A 4571-nucleotide genomic window follows, 5' to 3' on the forward strand; every position below is an offset into this window, starting at 1 on the left:
GTTAATTACTTACTTTTAAGTTTTGACTTTTGCCTTTTGCCTTTTGACTTGAATTGGCTTTTGACTTGAATTGACTTTTGAGTTAATTACTTACTTTTAAGTTTTGACTTTTGCCTTTTGCCTTTTGACTTGAATTGACTTTTGACTTGAATTGACTTTTGAGTTAATTACTTACTTTTGACTTTTGCCTTCTGACTTTTGACTTCAATTATGGTTCAAACTAATTTCAAAACTGCTAATCAATTATTTCGGAAAGGCAAGTTCAATGATGCTGTGGCTGCTTACCGTGAGGCGATCGCTCTTAATCCTGGTTTTTACCATGGCCATCATAATTTGGGGGAGGCTTTGGTTAAGGTGGGACGGATAGATGAGGCGATCGCTGCTTTTCGTCAGGCTGTGGCCATAAATCCTCTAGCTTCTTGGTCTCTCTACAAGTTGGGGGTTTTGTTACAGGGTGAAGGTCAATTTCAGGAGGCTGTGGGTTATTTTCGTCGGGCGGTGGAGCAGAAGACTGATGTGCCAGAGTTCAATCTTGTTTTGGGAGCAGTATTGGTAAAGTTGAGGCAATGGTCAGAGGCAGAGCAGTGTCTTGACAAAGTGGTAAATATGTTGTATGCAAATGTAGGTAAGTTATATGGAACGTCCCTACAGACAGAGGCTTATTATTATTTGGGGGCGGCTAAGTCTGGCCAGGAGCAATGGTTTGAGGCGGTGGGGTTTTATCGTCGGAGTTGGGAGATGAGTCCCGGTGGGGTAGATTGTTGTTTGGGTTTGGCTGAGGCTTTGGGTAAGTTGGGGCAATGGTTAGAGGCGGTTGAATTTTATCGTCAGGCGGTGGTTTTGTCTGGGGAGTCTGGTGAGGTTTTGTTTGGTTTGGGGCAAGCTTTGGGGCAGTTGGGTAGATGGGAGGAGGCTGTTGTTGAGTATGGGCGAGGGATTAGTTTGGGTTTTGATGGAGCCAAGGTAAGGCATCATTTAGGGTATGCTTTGGCGCAGTTGGGTAGATGGGAGAAGGCTGTTGTTGAGTATCGGTTGGTGTTGGAGGTTAATCCTAAGTCTGCTGTGGTGCGGCATCAGTTGGGGTATGGGTTGATGCAGTTGGGTAGGTGGCGGGAGGCGGAGATTGAGTTGAGGAAGGCGGTGGAGTTGCATCCGGGTTCTGCTGTGGTTTGGCAGCAGTTGGGGGATGTTTTGCGGGAGTTGGCGAATAGGGATGAGATATCTGGGTTAAAGACGGAGTTGCTTCAGGTAAAGAAAGATGTTGTTACTACCTATCAAATCGAAACTTCTTCTGCCGATTGTACAGCAAAGTTTATTCCTGAACAAAAAGTAAGTTTACTCAAAAGAGAAAATGAGCCATTAGTAGGAATAATTACAAGAACAAAAAATAGAAATATTTTGTTGAAAAGAGCAGCAGAAAGTATAGTTTCTCAGACTTTTGATGATTATGTTTGGGTTGTGGTTAATGATGGTGGAAATCCTGAGTTAGTAGAAAGCACAATTATTGAGTCTGGGTTCGATTTAAGTAAAGTAAAAATTATTCATAATCCAACTTCTCAGGGGATGGAAACAGCTTCTAATATAGGTATTAAAGCATCTCAATCTAAATATTTAGTAATTCACGATGATGATGATTCATGGTCGCCATTTTTTCTCCAAGAAACTATATCTTATTTGGAGGAAAGACAATCTGAAAAAATCAAAGGGGTGATTGTTCATACTAATAAAATAAATGAAGTTATCACTGATAATGAGAGTGTGAAAAATATTAGCAAAGAGCCTTATAAGGATTGGGTAAGAAGTGTATCACTTTGGGAAGTTTTGTCTGCTAATATGTTTCCTCCTATCTCCTTTGTTTATGAAAGAAAAGCTTTAGAAATGGTAGGTTTTTACGATGAATCGTTGCCTGTTTTAGGAGACTGGGATTTTAATATTAGGTTTTTGAAGCCCTTTAATATTGGAGTAATTCAGAAAAAACTAGCTAATTATCATCATAGACCTGGTAATTTTAATTCAGACTATGGAAATTCGCTTTACACTTCTATTGATAAGCACATATTCTTTGAGAATGTTATTAGAAACAAGTATTTAGGAATCCGTGAAAGTCCGACTAAAGTTAATGGTAAATTAACTACTTTAGCAAGAGATAAAGAGGAATATTTTAAACTGCCGAATGTAATAATTGGTATTTTAACTTGCCAGAAATACCAACATAAACAACAGGCAATTCGTGATACTTGGTTACATGAGGTTATTAAACATAATATTCCTTACTTTTTCATCATTGGTAAACCTTCATCACGAACCTATTTTGAAGGTGATATTCTTTATGTTGATGCACCTGACAGTTATGAGCATTTGCCGAGAAAGGTTTACAAGTTTTTTGAGTTTGTCTATAACCAGACTTCCTATTCTCATGCTTTTAAAATAGACGATGATTGTTATTTAAACGTACCTGCTTTTTTAAAGTGTGAGTTTGAAAATTTTGATTACATGGGAAAAATAGCTGGTAATAACGATAATTTAGATCGATGGTGGCATCTAGGTAAGTGTAACGATCTAGATATAGGAGAATATACTGGAAATTATTATGGAAACTGGGCTAACGGTGCTATGGGATATTTTTTAAGTAGAAATGCAATGAAAAGTTTAGTGGAGTATCCTAATGTCGAGCATATTGCTCTAGAGCTGTATGAAGATAAAATGATAGGAGATATTCTCAGGAAATCAAACATCACAGTTTCAACTTCTGGAGGTTATGTTGTTGGAGGGGAACGCCAAGATAAATTTACAAACCATAAATTAGCTTTTTATCCTTGGGATGAAGCACCTTATCCTCATCAAAATAATAATGTAGTCATTTTTCATTCAGATGCTGCACCAGAAATTTTATACAAAATACACAGTAATTATTACAATAAAAACTATACAAATCGTCAATTTTTAAGACATTCAAATTGGGAGCGGGGATCGTCTTACAATAAAATTTGTTTAGAAAGAATGGATATTAAAGAAATTAGCACCAGCGCTACAGATATTCTCTGTTTTATTGTAGTGAGAAATGAGTATTTGCGATTGGCTTATTTGTTAAGTTACTACAGAGAGAAAGGGATATCTAAGTTTTTTGTGGTGGATAATCATTCGACAGATGGAACTTTAGAGTATCTTTTAGAGGAACCTGACGTATATGTATGGCACACCACTCGATCTTATGGAAAGGCAAAATGGGGTGTTGATTGGGTTGAGTTATTATTAAAAAATTACGGTATTGATCGTTGGTGTTTGTTGGTAGATGCTGACGAAGTTTTGTATTATCCTGGTTGCGAATTTAAGAGCATTCCTCAGTTGTGTCAAGAGTTAGAAAGGAAAAATAAACAGGCGTTTACTACCATTTTGTTAGATATGTATTCTGACAAATCTATTAAGGATACAATCTATCACAGAGGACAAAACTTTTTAGAGGTTTCTTCTTACTTTGACAAAGAGTTTCATCACCGTTATGACGAAAAAGCAGGATTTCAGAAAAACCAAAAGGGATATTGGGGAGGTTTAAGGCAAAGGATATTTGGAAATATGAATGCTACGAATGGTGCACAACAATATTGTCTGAATAAAGTGCCTTTGATTAAGTACAATCAGAATGTGAAATTACACGAAGGTTTTCACTGGATATATGGTGTGGAACTTGCTGAGGAAACAGGATGTTTGCTGCATTTTAAGTATTTCTCGACTTTCCATGATTATGTCAAGCGGGAAATTGAGAGGAAAGAACATTGGAATGGTGCTAGTGAATATGCGATATATGCTCAAAAGTTGGATAAAAATCAGGAGTTGAGTTTTTACGATCCAAATGTTTCTGTGAGGTTGGAAGGTAGTCAGCAGTTGGTTGATTTGGGAATTATGACTGCTGTTGGGATACATGATAATATAGCGCTGTGCGCAGGCAACAGGCAACAGGCAACAGCTCATCTGGGGGAATAAATTGCCAATAATATAAGACTTTTAGCTATTTAGCCCCTCCTGCAATTTGTAAATATACCAGCGCTCATTGCTTTATTTTTGATTTTTGGAGATGTCTAATATCAAATCCGGTAGCATCGGTGTAATTAGATAGTTAATCTAGGAGTCAGGAGTCAGGAGTCAGGAGTCAGGAGGGAAGAGAATTTAGAAACATTTGCTCTTGGATGAAGATGAAAATTTTTTTTATACCGAATTAAGCGGATTTGATATAATAGACTGGAGAGTACAAAGTTATTCCAAAAAACTATTTGCTTTAAAGGCTGAAAGTATTACTGGAAAAAGCTTACAGTACTTACAGCTTTGAATAAAGAGTTTTTAACCCTTAGATAGCTGATATCAAATCCGTTTAATTCGGTATAGAACCCAAATGGGTTCTATTTAAAAATAGAGGAGGAGATGGGGAGATGGGGAGATGGGGAGATGAGGAGATGGGGGGATGGGGGGATGGATGGGAGCATCAGCTTTGTCGTCTACCTTTGTGAAACCCCCTATAGAACCCATTTGAGATCTATATAATTGTGGTAGTTAAGTCTTTTCGCGCATCAATGAGT

General features: G+C 37.6%; 1 protein-coding gene. It reads left to right on the forward strand.

Translation table 11 applies throughout. The features are described from left to right. The first annotated feature begins 210 nt into the window (after window positions 1-210). Window positions 211-3981, forward strand: coding sequence for a tetratricopeptide repeat protein (locus tag F6K54_RS40775; protein ID WP_293090157.1), 3771 nt, complete (start codon window positions 211-213; stop codon window positions 3979-3981). Window positions 3982-4571: the final 590 nt, after the last annotated feature.

It is taken from the genome of Okeania sp. SIO3B5, assembly GCF_010692555.1.
Lineage (GTDB): Bacteria > Cyanobacteriota > Cyanobacteriia > Cyanobacteriales > Microcoleaceae > Okeania.